Annotated in this window: 15 protein-coding genes and 1 tRNA gene; 8 read left to right on the plus strand and 8 right to left on the minus strand. The window is 72.7% G+C overall.

All coding sequences use genetic code 11. The annotated features are described in order from the left end of the window. Positions 1 to 3: 3 nt before the first annotated feature. Positions 4 to 1,665, minus strand: coding sequence for an arginine--tRNA ligase (argS, locus tag BJY16_RS03300; RefSeq protein ID WP_185037647.1), 1,662 nt, complete (start codon positions 1,663 to 1,665; stop codon positions 4 to 6). Positions 1,666 to 1,751: 86 nt separating this feature from the next. Here argS and BJY16_RS03305 point away from each other — a divergent pair, with 86 nt between their 5' ends. From BJY16_RS03305 to BJY16_RS03315, 3 genes are all read left to right on the plus strand, one after another. Then, positions 1,752 to 2,561, plus strand: coding sequence for a thioredoxin-like domain-containing protein (locus BJY16_RS03305; RefSeq protein WP_185037648.1), 810 nt, complete (start codon positions 1,752 to 1,754; stop codon positions 2,559 to 2,561). After that, a complete protein-coding gene (locus BJY16_RS03310; protein ID WP_185037649.1) occupies positions 2,561 to 3,217 on the plus strand; it encodes a DUF305 domain-containing protein in 657 nt (218 codons plus the stop codon). Before BJY16_RS03305 ends, BJY16_RS03310 begins: the two co-directional genes overlap by 1 nt. Before the next feature lie 76 nt (positions 3,218 to 3,293). Beyond that, positions 3,294 to 3,365, plus strand: a tRNA-Arg gene (locus BJY16_RS03315). Positions 3,366 to 3,618: 253 nt separating this feature from the next. Here BJY16_RS03315 and BJY16_RS03320 read toward each other — a convergent pair. Both BJY16_RS03320 and BJY16_RS03325 read right to left on the minus strand, forming a co-directional pair. Next, a complete protein-coding gene (locus BJY16_RS03320; RefSeq protein WP_185046243.1) occupies positions 3,619 to 4,005 on the minus strand; it encodes a hypothetical protein in 387 nt (128 codons plus the stop codon). A gap of 94 nt (positions 4,006 to 4,099) precedes the next feature. Next, positions 4,100 to 4,465, minus strand: a complete 366-nt coding sequence (locus BJY16_RS03325; RefSeq protein ID WP_185037650.1) for a hypothetical protein — start codon at positions 4,463 to 4,465, stop codon at positions 4,100 to 4,102. A gap of 80 nt (positions 4,466 to 4,545) precedes the next feature. Between BJY16_RS03325 and BJY16_RS03330 the strand changes: the two genes are divergently transcribed. Continuing rightward, positions 4,546 to 5,442: a Gfo/Idh/MocA family protein gene (locus BJY16_RS03330; RefSeq protein ID WP_185037651.1), complete on the plus strand. Its 897-nt coding sequence runs from the start codon at positions 4,546 to 4,548 to the stop codon at positions 5,440 to 5,442. A gap of 209 nt (positions 5,443 to 5,651) precedes the next feature. On the opposite strand, the gene BJY16_RS03335 is transcribed toward BJY16_RS03330, so the two are convergent. After that, positions 5,652 to 5,840, minus strand: a complete 189-nt coding sequence (locus tag BJY16_RS03335; RefSeq protein WP_185037652.1) for a hypothetical protein — start codon at positions 5,838 to 5,840, stop codon at positions 5,652 to 5,654. Between the two features lie 303 nt (positions 5,841 to 6,143). On the opposite strand from BJY16_RS03335, the gene BJY16_RS03340 reads away from it, so the two are divergent. Next, positions 6,144 to 6,503 carry a hypothetical protein gene (locus BJY16_RS03340; RefSeq protein ID WP_185037653.1) on the plus strand — a complete coding sequence of 120 codons (360 nt, stop codon included), beginning with the start codon at positions 6,144 to 6,146 and terminating at the stop codon, positions 6,501 to 6,503. A gap of 37 nt (positions 6,504 to 6,540) precedes the next feature. Here the strand turns inward: BJY16_RS03340 and BJY16_RS03345 are convergent, their stop codons facing one another. Further along, positions 6,541 to 7,536: a helix-turn-helix transcriptional regulator gene (locus BJY16_RS03345; protein WP_185037654.1), complete on the minus strand. Its 996-nt coding sequence runs from the start codon at positions 7,534 to 7,536 to the stop codon at positions 6,541 to 6,543. A gap of 286 nt (positions 7,537 to 7,822) precedes the next feature. On the opposite strand from BJY16_RS03345, the gene BJY16_RS03350 reads away from it, so the two are divergent. After that, entirely contained in the window at positions 7,823 to 8,179 is a 357-nt protein-coding gene (locus BJY16_RS03350) for an STAS domain-containing protein (RefSeq protein ID WP_185037655.1), read from the plus strand. A 174-nt stretch (positions 8,180 to 8,353) separates the two neighbouring features. Here BJY16_RS03350 and BJY16_RS03355 read toward each other — a convergent pair whose 3' ends face one another. Beyond that, the gene (locus tag BJY16_RS03355) at positions 8,354 to 9,163 is read right to left on the minus strand and encodes an alpha/beta hydrolase (protein WP_185037656.1); all 810 of its coding nucleotides are present in this window, start codon (positions 9,161 to 9,163) and stop codon (positions 8,354 to 8,356) included. A 69-nt stretch (positions 9,164 to 9,232) separates the two neighbouring features. Here BJY16_RS03355 and BJY16_RS03360 point away from each other — a divergent pair, with 69 nt between their 5' ends. Next, on the plus strand, positions 9,233 to 9,562 hold the full coding sequence (locus BJY16_RS03360; protein ID WP_185037657.1) for a winged helix-turn-helix transcriptional regulator: 330 nt from the start codon (positions 9,233 to 9,235) through the stop codon (positions 9,560 to 9,562). A 338-nt stretch (positions 9,563 to 9,900) separates the two neighbouring features. On the opposite strand, the gene BJY16_RS03365 is transcribed toward BJY16_RS03360, so the two are convergent. Next, positions 9,901 to 10,359, minus strand: coding sequence for a hypothetical protein (locus BJY16_RS03365; RefSeq protein ID WP_185037658.1), 459 nt, complete (start codon positions 10,357 to 10,359; stop codon positions 9,901 to 9,903). A 329-nt stretch (positions 10,360 to 10,688) separates the two neighbouring features. Between BJY16_RS03365 and BJY16_RS03370 the strand changes: the two genes are divergently transcribed. Beyond that, positions 10,689 to 11,048, plus strand: coding sequence for a nuclear transport factor 2 family protein (locus BJY16_RS03370; protein ID WP_185037659.1), 360 nt, complete (start codon positions 10,689 to 10,691; stop codon positions 11,046 to 11,048). A 22-nt stretch (positions 11,049 to 11,070) separates the two neighbouring features. On the opposite strand, the gene BJY16_RS03375 is transcribed toward BJY16_RS03370, so the two are convergent. Continuing rightward, a complete protein-coding gene (locus BJY16_RS03375) occupies positions 11,071 to 12,702 on the minus strand; it encodes a CocE/NonD family hydrolase (RefSeq protein WP_185037660.1) in 1,632 nt (543 codons plus the stop codon). Positions 12,703 to 12,736: the final 34 nt, after the last annotated feature.

The raw sequence follows: 12,736 nt of genomic DNA on the forward strand, positions 1-12,736 counted from the left end.
GCGTTACATCCTCTCCGGGGCGGAGACCCCGAGCAGGGCCAAACCGTTCGCGATCACCGTACGGGTGGCCTCGGCCAGCCAGAGCCGGGCCAGGTTCACGTCGGTGGCCGGCTCCTCGCCCTTCGGCACCACCTGACAGGCGTCGTAGAAGCGGTGCCAGTCGGTGGCCACCCGCTCCTCCAGGTAGACCGCGATCCGGTGCGGCTCGCGCAGCTCGGCCGCGGTGGCCACCACGGCCGGGAACTGGCCGAGCGTCTTGAGCAGGTTGTTCTCCCGCTCGTGGGAGAGCAGGGCCGGGTCGTACGACTCGCCGCGGGTGATCCCCTTGTCGGCGGCGTTGCGCAGGATCGAGCAGATCCGGGCGTGCGCGTACTGCACGTAGAAGACCGGGTTGTCGCTGGAGTGCTTGGTGATCTCCTCGATGTCCAGGGTCAGCATCGAGTCGGTGGAGGACCGGGCCAGCGAGTACCGCGCGGCGTCCGCGCCGACCGCCTCGAGCAGCTCGTCCAGCGTGATGATGTTGCCGGCCCGCTTGGACAGCCGCACCGGCTGGCCGGCCCGGACCAGGTTGACCAGCTGGCCGATCAGGATCTCGATGTTCGCGTCCGGGTCGTCGCCGGCGCACGCGGCGATCGCCTTGAGCCGGCCGATGTAGCCGTGGTGGTCGGCGCCGAGCAGGTAGACGCAGCGGTCGAAGCCGCGCTCCCGCTTGTTGATGTAGTACGCCGCGTCGGCCGCGAAGTAGGTCTTCTCCCCGTTCGACCGGATCAGCACCCGGTCCTTGTCATCGGTGAAGTCGGTGGTGCGCAGCCAGATCGCGCCGCCGTCCTCGAAGATGTGGCCCTGCTTGCGCAGCTCGTCGATGGCGTGCTCGACCGCGCCGCCCTCGTGCAGCGTCTTCTCCGAGAACCAGACGTCGAAGTGCACCCCGAAGCGCTCGAGGCTCTCCCGGATCTCGGCCAGCATCAGCGCGTAACCCCGGGTCCAGAAGACCGGCAGCGCGGTCTCGGCCGGCTGACCGGCCAATTCTGGATCCTCGCTGAGAATCCGCTGGGCGATCTCGCCGATGTAGTCGCCGCCGTACCCGTCCTCCGGCGCCGGCTGGCCGTTCGCCGCCGCGAACAGCGACCGGGCGAACCGGTCCACCTGGGCGCCCGCGTCGTTGATGTAGTACTCGCTGGTCACCTCGGCGCCCGCGGCGGACAGCACACGGCGCAGCGAGTCGCCGACCGCGGCCCACCGGGTGTGGCCCAGGTGGATCGGGCCGGTCGGGTTCGCCGAGACGAACTCCAGGTTGATCTTCTGCCCGGCGAGCTGCTCGTTGCTGCCGTACCTCGCGCCGGCGGCGAGCACCAGGCCGGCCACCGCGCCGGTGACCGCGGCGTCCAGCCGGATGTTCAGGAAGCCCGGCCCGGCGATCTCCACCGCCTTGATGCCCTCGCGCCGGCCCAGCTCCTCGGCGAGCGCGGCGGCCAGCTCGCGCGGCGCCACCCCGACCTTCTTGCCCAGCTGCAGGGCGAGCGTCGAGGCGTAGTCGCCGTGCTCGGGGTTGCGGGGCCGCTCCACCGCGGTGGTCGCGGGCAGCGCGGCCAGGTCGAGGCCACGCGTCTCGAATACGGCACGAGCAGCTGAGAGAACGGTGTCAGCAAGGTTGGCGGGAGTCACCCGGCCATGCTATCGGGGGTAGACTTCAGCGTTCGGCGGCCACCCGAGCCCCGCCCTTCCCCTTTATGACGAATCGACGAGGCACGATGAGCATGAGCACGCCGGGGCCCGAACGGGTCCCGTCCACCGTGAAGGTCGGCAAGACCACCGGCCAGGGCAAGCCGCCGGCCGGCAAGTCCGGCGGAAACCAGACCGCGGCCGACCGGCAGGGCAACAAGGCCGGCAAGAAGGGCCGCAAGCCGGTCACCCCGGTCAAGGTGTCCGGCGGGCGCAACTGGGGCCCGATCGCGGTGGCCGGCGCCGTCATCCTGATCGCCGCCGGCATCATCGGCTACGGGGTGTACGCCTCGGTCCAGGGCTCCCGCGACTGGACCGACAAGCTCGCCGACATCTCCGGCGTGGTCAACTACCGCGCCGAGAAGAACCCGAAGATCGACGACCGGACCCACAAGGACGGCGCGCAGACCTACGTGACCAACCCGCCGGTCGGCGGCGCGCACAACCAGTCCTGGCAGAACTGCATGGGCGACGTCTACACCGAGCCGATCGCCAACGAGCACGCGGTGCACAGCCTCGAGCACGGCGCGGTCTGGATCACCTACAAGCAGGGCCTCGCCGCCGACCAGGTCGACGTGCTGAAGAAAAAGGTCGAGGGCAAGGACTACATGCTCATGTCGCCCTACGCCGGCCTCGACAAGAACGTCTCCGTCCAGGTCTGGGGCTACCAGCTGAAGACCGACGACGTGAACGACAGCCGGATCGACGACTTCATCTCGGCCGCCCGGATCAAGGCGTCGATGGAGCCCGGCGCGGCCTGCTCCAGCGGCAACACCACCACCGGCCCGATCACCGCGGGCGCCGGCAACGGCACCGGCATGGACACGGCCGGTAGTTGATGATTCAGGACGTCACCTCCCCGGACGCCGCACCGGCGTCCGGGGAGGCGCCGGCCCCGCGGCGGCGCTTCGGCTACGCCGCGGTCGCCGTGCTGCTCGCCGGCATCGTTCTCGGCGCCGCCATCGGCCTGGTCATCCCCCACTTCCGGACCCCGGCCGACGACTCCGTCGAAGCCGGCTTCCTCCGCGACATGTCCAGCCACCACGCCCAGGCGGTCGAGATGGCGATGATCGCGCACGCCGGCTCGGACACCCCCGGCATCGTCACCCTCGCCGCCGACATCGCCACCACCCAGCAGGCCCAGATCGGCTACATGCAGGCCTGGCTGCGTGACTGGGATCTCAGCCCGACCAGCGACCAGCAGCCGATGGCCTGGATGCCGGACTCGGCCGGCTCGGTCGTCAACGGGCTGATGCCCGGCATGGCCACCCCCGAGCAGCTCGCCTCGCTGCGCAAAGCCACCGGCAAAGAGCAGGACATCCAGTTCCTCACCCTGATGCGGGCACACCACCTGGGCGGCATCCACATGGCCCAGGAGGCGGAGAAACTCTCCGGCAACGAGGACGTGGACTGGCTGGCCGACAGCATGGTGGCCGCCCAGCAGGGCGAGATCCAGCTGATCGACGACCTGCTCAAGCAGGCCCAGGCCGGCTGACCGCCGCCCGATCGCGGACACGGCGGTACCGATTGGCGGTGCGTCTCAGGGGCCTGCTAGGCTTCTGAACCACTGGGCCCCCGTAGCTCAGGGGATAGAGCGTCGCCCTCCGGAGGCGAAAGCGCAGGTTCGAATCCTGCCGGGGGCACGATTAGCAGGCGCCGTTTGTCCGCGGAGAGCGCGGACCGGCGCCATCGTGCTTTCTAGCCTGGGGCCCGAGCCCCAGACCCCACGCCGGGGAGGTCCCCGGAGCCCCCATCGCTGGTTTCTTGCGGCTGGTTCGGGCTGGGGTTCGATCACTTTTCGGTACGACTGGAGCGCCCCTCCGCCTTGTGCTTGGCACGGGTGGAGGGGCGCTGGGCGTTGCTCTGGGGCTTTGTCAGTGCTTTGTCAGTGGGTTTTCAGGGCTTGGTGGGGCGGTGGCGGTGGATCCACCAGAGGCCGATGAACGGGAGGATCAAGGGGACGTAGCCGTAGCCGCTGCCGAAGTGGGACCAGACGGTGTCGTCGGGGAAGGCGACCTTGTCGGTGATGCTGAGGGTGCCGACGATGAGGACGCCCAGGAGTTCGATGGTGCAGCTGATCAAGGCGATCTGGCGGCCTCTGGGGCCTCCTACGGCCAGGCCTACGGTGGCGGCGATGTAGACGGCGCCGGCTACCGCTGACAGCAGGTAGGCCAGGGGGGCTTCGGAGAAGTGGGTGGTGATCTGGACCAGGGCTCGGGCGCTCGCCGAGAGGGCGAAGATGCCGTAGACGAGCAGGAGGACTCGGCCCAGGCCGGTGCCCAGGGCGGCGTCGCTCGGGCGGCCGGTGGTCCGGACCGGGGCGTCGGCGGCCGGGGAACGGTCTGCCGGGGTGTTCTCGGGTGGGGTGGGGGTTTGGTCAGGCACCGGTTACCGACGCTATCTGCTGCAGGCGCAGCACCAGGACGGGGAGGACGACGGCGCCTACGCCGAGGATCAGGGAGCCCCAGCGGGTGGGTTCCAGCTTGGCCAGCCAGAGGGCGGCGGGGGCGAAGGCGACCGTGGTGACCAGGTAGCCGGCGAACGTCGTGGTGTCGGACGGGCGGGAGCCGTCGACGAGGCCGATCACGGCGACCAGCACCAGGACGGCGGCCAGGGCGCTGAGCGCGGCCATCGCCAGGAGGTCGAAGCGGCTCGGCGGGCGGTCGAGCGCGCAGCGCAGGAAGAACCACGCCGCCAGGAGGAGTGCGACGACGATCGTCGCCACCGAGAGGGGACCGTTCACCCGGCACAGGTTACTGAGGGCGTGCTGGGCTGGTAACTTCCGGCCCCGGAGATCGCGTCGACGGAGAGGTGGGCACTGCGGTGCGCTTCGGACTGTTCGGAACCGGCCCCTGGGCGCACATGGTGCACGCCGAGGCGCTGGCGCGGCACCCCGGCGTCGACTTCATCGGGGTCTGGGGGCGTAACCCGGAGAAGGCGGCCGAGCTGGCCGGGAAGCACGGGGCGCGGGCCTACGCCGACCCGGACGAGCTGATCGCCGACGTGGACGCGGTCGCCATCGCGCTGCCGCCGGACATCCAGGCGCCGATCGCCATCCGGGCGGCCCGCGCCGGGCGGCACCTGGCGCTGGACAAGCCGGTCTCCCTGCGTACCGAAGAGGCTCGGGAACTGGCCGCGGCCGTCGCGGACCGCGGCGTGGCGTCGGTGGTCCTGTTCACCCGGCGGTTCGTGCCGGAGTGCGAGACGTTCCTGGCCGGCGCGGTGGCCGAGGGCGGCTGGACCGAGGCCCGGGTGGACCACCTCGGGTCGATCTTCACGCCGGACAACCCGTTCGGGGCGTCCCCGTGGCGGCGCGAGCGGGGCGGCCTGTGGGACGTCGGGCCGCACGCGCTGTCGCTGGTGCTGCCGGTGCTCGGGCCGGTCGTGGAGGTGACCGGGCTGACCGGCGCGCGGGACCTGACCGCGCTGGTGCTGCGGCACGAGGGCGGGGCGATCAGCCGGTTGACGCTGTCGGTGGACGCGCCGGAGGGTGCGGTGCGGTCGGAGGCCGAGTTCGCCGGGGCGGCCGGGGTGCGGACCGTGCCCGGCGCGGAGTTCTCCGCGGTCGACTGCTTCGGCCGTGCGGTGGACCAGCTGCTGGCCGCCGCGGCCGGCGGGGAGCGGCCGGCCTGCGATGTCGCTTTCGGCGCGCGGGTCACCGAGGTGCTGGCGGCGGCGGACCAGGCGATCCGGGAGGGACGCTCGGTCCGGCTCGGCTGAGCCGGACCGGGACGCGACCCGGATCGGCAGCGCGGCGGCCGTGACCCGGAAGGCGGCCGCCCGGCGCGGCTCCCCCGCATCGCGGCTAACCCGCGTGGCGGCGCGGCAACCCGCGGCGCGGCACTCGGGTGTTGCGCAAAGTAGCGGCGCACCCGAAATGATGCTCGCCGCCGAAAGTGATGCCGGACCCCAAAGCGGCGCGGCGGGTCTTACGGGACGGTGCGCTCGATCGCGGCGGCCCCGTCGCGCTCCAGCTCGGCGCGGGCCCGGGCGATGTTCGCCGGCGTCGGGTCCTTGCCCTGGGCGACCGCGAGGTCCTCGGGGTCCCAGGGCTGCTCGGCGCCGGTGCGCCAGACGGGCGGCGTGGCCGCCTCGGACGATGTGCGGATCGTGCTCATGATGGCCCCTCCTGGTGGTCTTCCGGGCGGCGGTGGCGCCCGGTCTCCCATTCTTCACGCCGGGTAGGGGCAAGGGGCCCGAACTGAGCGCTAACTGGACAGAACCTGCGCGTTACGGATGGACGCAAAGTAGCGAGCCGAATACATTTTCGCGTGTCACGAGTGCCCGGGGCGTATCGTCCCGACAACGGCCCCCGGCGGGGTCGTCGGCGCGCGTGAGGTGAGGGGACGAATCTGCATGACGCACCGCACCGCAGCGAAACGAGGGCCGGCCGGCCGGACGATCGAGCGCGGAGGCCCGGCGTGACCGGGCTCTGGGACGCGGAGCGCGACGCGGGCGAGGTGGTGCGGGCGCTGACCGGCCTCGCCGCCCTGCTCGGCCAGGACGCCGCCGACCCAGGACCGGACCAGGAGACGTTGCGGCTCGTCCGGCAGCTGGTCGCGAACGGCGCGGCCTCGGCCGCCCGGGTCCAGGCCTACCTGCACGAGCAGGGTGGCGCCGGGGACGGCGACGCCGTCGCGGTGCCGCCGTCGCTGGCCCCGTGGCGGGAGTGGGCGCCGTCGCGCGGTCACCTGTTCACCAGTCGCCGGTCGCCCGGCACGCTCAGCGTGCGCCGGATCAACGAGGTGCCCCAGCCGCGCCGGTGCGACCCGGGCGAGTGAACCGCGGCCGGGACCGGTCCGGCCGCCGCCGCGGTCGCTAGGCCCGCCGGCGCAGTGTCTCGGACGGCGAGGCGCCGAACCGTGCCCGGTAGGCCGAGGCGAACCGCCCCAGGTGGGCGAAGCCCCAGCGGTGCGCGACCGCGGCCACGGTGACCGTGGCCGGGTCGGCGTGCCGCAGCGTCTCGTGCGCCCGGGTCAGCCGGACCTCCTGCAGGTAGGCCATCGGCGTGCACCCGACGTGCCGCCGGAACCCCTCCTGCAGCGACCGCACGCTCATCCGCGCCTCCCGGGCCAGGTCGGCGACCGTGAACGGCCGGTCCGGCTCGGCGTTGATCGTGTCCAGCACCCGCCGGATCGCCCGGGGCGGGCCGGCCGCGGCCGGGGTGACCAGCTCGTCGTGGTACCGGTGCGGGACGCTCAGCAGCAGGCCGCTGAGCACGCTGCTGCACAGGTGCTCGGCGATCTGCGGCTGGTAGATCAGGCTGGTCTCGTGCTCCAGCTCGTCGTGCAGCAGCCGGATCAGCCGGCTCCAGCTGTGCGCCGGGCCGCCGGTCAGGTCGAAGGCGACCGGCAGGTCGATCGGTCCCTCGACCGGGTGACCGAGCAGCGCCGCGAGTTCACTCTCCAGGGCCCACCGCTCGATCCGCACGTCGATCTCCGCGGACGGGGTCTGCGGGCGCAGGTAGACCGGATCGCCGGGGCGGAAGGCGACTGCGGTGGCCGGCCCGGCGGTGACCTCCCGGCCGTTGCGGCGGGCCAGCACCCGCCCGGCGGTCGGCAGGGTCAGGTGATACGCGTCGACCGCGGGGGCGACCAGAGTCACGCGGCCGGCGAACGTGAGATGACCGACGGTGAGAGGTCCGAGTTGGATCACCTCGGCGCCGACCATCGCCTCGGCGCACTCCGGCGTGCCCAGCGACACCGGGTGGTAGAAACGATTCAGGACGTCACGCGCCTCCCGCACCCGGATGCTGTCGAAGTGAACAGCTCCCGGGGACGCCGGCCCGGTGGTCACGATCGCCGCCTCAGGCATGCCGTCCGGTGCTCCATCGCATACGGTGAGTATTCGGTCAGATTCAGTGGACAGTCAACGTCGTCGCCACGCAGTGACCGTTCCAGCACATTCCGGCCATATGAACTACTCTGGCGTTCCGCGCCTACGTGGCGTAACTTGCAGACCAGCGGATTGTTGTAGGAACGCGGGTTCCTTGCGGCGTCTCCCAGCGAACGCCGTGTGCGGACGACCCTTCTCCGGCCGGCGCACCGTGTCCCGCGGCAAGTCGGCGTCGGACGTCCCGACGCCAGAAGAGAGGGCAGCTGTGTATCTGCCGATCACGACCCGCCAGCTGGCCGACGGCACCGTCGAGATCGCCCCGAGCGGGGAGATCGACCTCGACAACGCGCACGTCATGCGGGACGCCGTCAACGACGTCCTGACCACCATGACGCCCACGAAGATCTGCTTGGATCTGCAGCGCGTCATGCTGATCGACAGCATCGGGATCGGGATTCTGGTGGCGTGTTTCCACACCGCCGCCGCCAGCGGGATCAAGCTGGTGGTGAGCCACCCCAGTGCCACGGTCTACCGGCAACTGTGGGTGTCCGGCCTGGTCGGCCTTCTGGGCTGTGCCGAGCCACCCTCCCCGCGCACCTCGGTGGGGCTCCGGCCCTCCTGACGGCGCGGTCCTCGCCGCGGTTCACCCCTGCGGGGGTGGCGGCCGACCGAATCCGATTGAGCAGCACCGCGTGGCCCGTCACCTTCTCCGGTGGCGGGCCACGCTGCTGATCGGCGGACCGGCGACGGCGGCGGACCGGCGACGGCGGCGGACCGGCGACAGCGGCGGACCGGCTCAGCGGGGACGGTTCAGGAACTCCACGGTCGCGGCGACGGCCTGGCTGACGTACTCGTCGTTGTCGTAGAGGTCGACGTGCCGGGTGCAGTCCAGCCAGCGGGTCTCGTCGGCGCGCATCGCCTCGGCCAGCTCCGGGGAGCAGTAGGCGTCCTGGCGGCCGTGCACGATCAGGCTGGGCGGCAGCAGTGGGCGGACGCCGAGCACGTCCAGCGTCATCAGGCTGTGCAGCGAACCGCGGGTCACCCTGTTCTCCCAGGTGCCGCGGCCGAGCCAGCGGGAATAGTAGGACCACGGCTCCTCGCCGGGCATGGCGGCCTCACCGGACTCGGCGACCGCCGGGATCTCCTCGTCGTAACGGTCCAGCATGTCGGTCAAGGCTTTCCGGTACGACTCCGTGCCCATCCGCTCGGCGAACCAGGCCGGGCTGTTGTAGGCCCCGGCGATGCCCACCACGGCCCGCACCCGGGGATCGGTGGCGGCGGCCCGCATCGCGTAGCCGGCGCCGAGGCAGACACCGACCACGGCCGGGTCATAGCCGTCCAGCACACCGACCGCGGCCCGCAGATCGGCCAGTTTGCCCTGGCTGTCCTCGTGACCACGGCGGCCCTCGCTGGCCCCGAAGCCACGGTGGTCGAACACCAGGGTGGTGATGCCGGCTGCGGTCAGCCGCTCCGCGTAGTCGGCGACCACCTGCTCCTTGACGCCGGTGAACGGGCCGGTGAGCACCGCGGCACGGTCACCCGGAGCGGTCCGCAGCACCCCGGAGAGCCGGAGTCCCTCGCTGATGAACGTCACTGTTTCGGTCACAGGCCGACGTTAGGCTGCGAGGACAACGCCGGACAGAAGGCACTTCCGGGTACCCATGGGGGGCGCAGCGTGGACGTGTTCGTGCCAGACGTGCTGGAGGAGGGCTGCGTGACCCGGCAGGCCCTGGAGCGGCTGGCGGTGAAATGGCGGGTGCTGCTGATCTACGCGCTGGCCGACGGGGCGCAGCGGCCGGCCCGGCTGCGCCGGCGGATCCCCGGGATCACCCCGAAGATGCTGACCGAGACGCTGCGCGGGATGGAGGCGGACGGACTGGTCACCCGCCGGGTGTACAAGGTGGAGCCGCCGCAGCACGTGGAGTACGAGCTGACCGAGCTGGGCCGGACCCTGCGCGAGCCGCTGGCCGCGATCTGCGACTGGGCCCGGAAGCACGGCGCATGACCGGCCCAGCCCCAGCAGCGCCGCACAGGACCGGCCCGGCTCCAGCGGCGCCGCACGCGACCGGCCCGGCTCCAGCGGCGCCGCACGCGACCGGCCCGGCTCCAGCGGCGCCGCACGCGACCGGCCCGGCCCCAGCGGCGCCGCACGCGACCGGCCCGGCTCCAGCGGCGCCGCACGCGACCGGCCCGGCCCCAGCAGCGCCGCACGCGACCGGCCCGGCCCCAGCAGCGCCGCACGCGACCGGCCCGGCCCCAGCAGCGCCGCACGCGACCGGCGGGGGTCCGGAGCCCGCCAGGCGACCCGGCCGGGTGCGGCAGCGCGGCGGGACCGGCCCGAGCTCAGTCGTTCAGCTGGCTGTGCTGGATCTCGGTGAGCGCCGCGGTCAGCCAGGTGCGCGGGTCCCGCCCGGCGAGCAGGTCGGTGAGCAGCAGCGCGGCGTTGCGGGCCAGGGCGTCCGGCTTCGGCGCCGGCATCCCGTCCTCGTCGAGCACGCCCAGCGCCCCGGCCAGCAGCCAGAGCACCACCTGCGGGTGCGCGTCCGGGTGCGCGCGGACGCAGGAGGCCAGCGCGTCCCGGATGTCGTCGGCGGTCAGCCCGTCCGGGTGCCCGTCCTCCAGCAGCAGCCGCACCGCGGTGCCCAGGATCAGCCCGGTGTGCGCCGGGTCGAGCCCGGCCAGATCGCCGACGGCCTCGTCCAGCGCGGCGTCGTCACCGGCCCGGACCGCCTCGACCGCCGCGGTGGTGGCGGCCGCCACGGGACGGGCCGGCGCCGGCAGATGCCGCCAGTTCTCACTCATCCCGCGACCCTATCGGGGCCCGATCCGGGGCCGGCACGTCGCGACCGCGCACGGTCCCGGCTGGCTCCCACGGGTGTCTCGGCCGGGCCGAGACACCCGTGGGAGCCAGCCGGGGCGGTGCGCCGAGGCCGGGCGGTGACCGGCGCGGGGTGGGGTTTCGCGGTCGTGACCACCCGCGGGCGTCGCCCTGGAGGGCCGGGCGTTCTGGCCGCGCCAGCGGCCTGCCCGGCCCGGAAGGGTCCCTGGCGGGAGCGACGATCGGTGATCAGCGCGGATCCGAGTCAGCAATCTCTTGATCGTGATGTTGAGCGAACGGCGGGAGCGGAAGAATGACCAGCTTGGACGCGGTGACGGCGTGGGTCGACGGCTATCGCAAGGCCTGGGAGACGAATGATCCGGACGACGTGCGGGATCTGTTCGCCGACGACGCGGCCTACTTCACCGAGCCCTACGCCCAGCCCTGGGTCGGCCGCGAGGCGATCGTCGCCGGCTGGCTGGAGCACCGGGACGAACCGGGCACCACCACGTTCACCTGGCATCCGCTGATCATCACGGACGAGCTCGCGGTGATCGAGGGGCGCACGGTCTACCCGGATCGAGAGTTCCGCAACATGTGGGTGCTCCGGCTGGACCACACCGGGCAGGCCCGGCAGTTCACCGAGTGGTGGATGGAGGTGCCGGCGGCCTGAACGGCGACGCCGGCCCGGCAGGTCAGCCGATGGTGGCGGGTGGGGCCGTGGCCACCGGCAGGGTGAGCCGGGAGGCCGCCACGTCGACGGTGTGCCGGGAGGCGGCCAGGCCGGCGCCGTCGGTGCCCGGGTTGCGGGCGAAGCGGGGGAACGCGCCGCCGGAGATCTGCAACCGCAGCCGGTGCCCGGCGAGCAACCGGTGGAAGCACTGGTCCAGGGTGAGCTCGAGTCGTTGCGGCCGACCGGCCGGGATCGCCGGGTCGAGCCGCCGGTGCTGGTCGGCGAAGTTGTGCGAGCGGCCGTCCGGGTCGACGTCGCAGAGCCGGACGAAGACGTCCGCGAACGGATTGTCCACGCTCAGCGTGAGGTCGAGCACCGGCGAGCCGATCACGTCGACCGCGGTCGGCAGCGGATCGGTGCTGAACACCAGCACGTCCGCGCGGGCCTCGAGCGGCCGGTTGTCCTTCACCCCCATCGAGCCGGTCAGCGTCCGGCCGCCCAGCGACGGCGTCGGGTCGGCCGGGTCGTAGCGGAACTCGGCGACGCCCTCCGGCCCGTCCGGCGCGGTGGTGGTCAACCGGCGCCCGGCCCGCAGGTGCAGGGTGGCCGGCTCGGACGGCGGCGGCCAGGCGGGCAGCTCGTGCCAGGCTTTCTCGCCGGTCCGGTGCACTCGGACGGGTGACTTGCGGGCCGCCGCGCCGCCGGCCAGGTGTTGATCGAGCCAGGCCAGGCTCTCCCGGGCGACCAGACCGGCCGCGTGCAGCCCGACCTGCAGGTGGGTCCACGGGCCGACGGTCAGCGCGACGTCGACACCGCGCTCGTGGAGCGTCTCGTACTGCTGCAGGGTCTGGTCCAGGAAGAGGTCCTGCCAGCCGCCGATCAGCAGGGTCGGCGCGTCGAGGTTGGTCAGCGCGTCGCCGGCCCGGTACGGCTCCCACCACGGGTCGTCGCCGTCCGGATGACCGACCCACTCGGCGAACCACGGGGCCCGGTCGCCGAGCACCGGCCGGGCCGACTCGGCGAGCGGCAACCCGGCCAGCGCGGGCCGCAGCCGGCGCTGGGCGGTGGCCATGCTGAGCACCCGGCGCAGCCCGCCGTCCTCCTGGTGGACGATCTGGTCGCTCCAGCCGAGGAAGTCACCGAGGGTGAAGGCGCCGGTCCCGTAGGTCGCCTCGCGGAAGTCGTGCGGCGCCACGTAGACGACCGCGGCGCGCAGCTCCGGCGGCGGGTCCTGGAGCAGCGTCCACTGGGTCCAGCCCAGGTAGGAGGCCCCGAGGGTGGCCAGCCGGCCGTCGAACCAGGGCTGCTCGCGGAGCCAGGCGACGGTGTCCCGGCCGTCCTCGGCCTCCTGGGCCATCGGCGTGAAGGTGCCCTCCGAGCCGAACGTGCCGCGCACGCTCTGCAACAGCACGTGGTAGCCGCGGGCCGCGAACATCCGCCCGTTCAGCGCCGAGGTGAGCAGGTTGCGCCCGTACGGCGTGCGGATCAGCACGGTCCCGCCGGGCCGGTCGGTGTGCGGCGCGAAGTGATCGCCGAGCAGCCGGACGCCGTCCCGCATCGGGGTCCGGACGGTCTCCACCGAGTACTGATTCAGTGCCGGCGCCTGGCCGAGCAATCGGCTCACCACCGCGTCGCCCAGCCGCTGACGTTTCATGCTTGAAGACCATATCGGCGGCCTGCCGAATATG

This window comes from Actinoplanes octamycinicus, from assembly GCF_014205225.1.
Lineage (GTDB): Bacteria > Actinomycetota > Actinomycetes > Mycobacteriales > Micromonosporaceae > Actinoplanes > Actinoplanes octamycinicus.

Coding starts and splice junctions, on each gene's coding strand:
- BJY16_RS03305 (WP_185037648.1), top strand. CDS start 1,752: ATGAGCATGAGCACGCCGGGGCCCGAACGGGTCCCGTCCACCGTGAAG.
- BJY16_RS03310 (WP_185037649.1), top strand. CDS start 2,561: ATGATTCAGGACGTCACCTCCCCGGACGCCGCACCGGCGTCCGGGGAG.
- BJY16_RS03335 (WP_185037652.1), bottom strand. CDS start 5,840: ATGAGCACGATCCGCACATCGTCCGAGGCGGCCACGCCGCCCGTCTGG.
- BJY16_RS03345 (WP_185037654.1), bottom strand. CDS start 7,536: ATGCCTGAGGCGGCGATCGTGACCACCGGGCCGGCGTCCCCGGGAGCT.
- BJY16_RS03365 (WP_185037658.1), bottom strand. CDS start 10,359: ATGAGTGAGAACTGGCGGCATCTGCCGGCGCCGGCCCGTCCCGTGGCG.
- BJY16_RS03370 (WP_185037659.1), top strand. CDS start 10,689: ATGACCAGCTTGGACGCGGTGACGGCGTGGGTCGACGGCTATCGCAAG.
- BJY16_RS03375 (WP_185037660.1), bottom strand. CDS start 12,702: ATGAAACGTCAGCGGCTGGGCGACGCGGTGGTGAGCCGATTGCTCGGC.